The organism is Arthrobacter sp. TS-15 (genome assembly GCF_006964045.1).
GTDB lineage: Bacteria > Actinomycetota > Actinomycetes > Actinomycetales > Micrococcaceae > Arthrobacter.
Map to the genome: position 1 here is coordinate 1 of NZ_SDXQ01000106.1, position 1,117 is coordinate 1,117.

Genomic DNA, 1,117 nt, shown 5'->3' on the forward strand with positions numbered 1-1,117 from the left:
TCACGTGGGTGGCCGCGCCCGAACAGGCGGCCAGGACTCGGTCGAGCAGGGCGCGGCCACCCACGTGAACGCCGGGCTTGTCCGCCCCGCCGAGGCGGCGGGCGGCACCGCCGGCGAGCACGACGGCGTCATGGCCGTCCGTGTCCCGGCCGTCCACACCGGGTGCGCCGGAGGAACCGGGCCCGATGGAGGAACCGGGTGCGCCGACGGAACCGGGTGCGCTGGGACGCTCGTACGCGGTCACCCCCCGAGTATGGGCGCCCGATGGATCATTTCCACCCCCGCGCACAGCATGTGGACGGGGGTGGTGACGAGGTCGTACGGGTCGCGGGGCTACAGGGTCCGCAGCAGGACCGCGGGCTGTTCCACACAGTCCGCCACATACCGGAGGAATCCGCCCGCCGTGCCGCCGTCGCACACTCGGTGGTCGAAGGTGAGCGAGAGCTGCACGACCTGCCGCACCGCCAGCTCGCCCTCGTGCACCCAGGGCTTGGGAACGATCCGGCCGACGCCGAGCATGGCCGCCTCGGGGTGGTTGATGATCGGCGTGGAGCCGTCGACGCCGAACACCCCGTAGTTGTTCAACGTGAAGGTCCCGCCGGTGAGTTCCGCCGGTGTGAGCGTCCCGGTGCGTGCCGCCTCGGTGAGCCGGGCGAACTCCGCGCTCAGGGACTCCGCGCCCCGGGTGTGCGCGTCCTTCACCACCGGCACGACGAGCCCGCGCTCGGTCTGCGCGGCGAACCCGAGGTGCACCGCGTCAAGCCGGACGATCTCCCTGGCCTCCATGTCGACCGTCGAGTTGAGCTCGGGGAAACGGGCCAGCGCGGCGGTGCAGATCCGGGCGAGGAGGGCGAGCAGGGAGATCTTCGGCCCGCCGGCCTCGTTCATCCGCACGCGCGCGTGCATCAGTTCCGTGGCATCGGCGTCGACCCAGCAGGTCGCGTCCGGGATCTCACGCCGGCTCCGGGAGAGCTTGTCGGCGACGGCACCGCGGACGCCCTTGAGGGGGATGCGGGTGCCACGCGCGTGCGTGGCTGACGTCGAGTGCGCCGGTGCGGGCGCCGCGGCCTGTGGTGGCCGCACGACGGTCGGGGCCGACGCGGCGGCCCGCGCGGCC

Annotated in this window: 2 protein-coding genes; both read right to left on the reverse strand. The window is 73.5% G+C overall.

Features of this window, described 5'->3' with window-relative positions; translation table 11 throughout:
* A partial coding sequence (locus EU811_RS24510; protein WP_238703552.1) for an NTP transferase domain-containing protein occupies positions 1-244 on the reverse strand: 244 nt, incomplete at its 3' end.
* 89 nt (positions 245-333) lie between these two features.
* Positions 334-1,117, reverse strand: a 784-nt coding sequence (locus EU811_RS23075) for a dihydrolipoamide acetyltransferase family protein (protein WP_142940567.1), incomplete at its 5' end; no start/stop codon positions are given.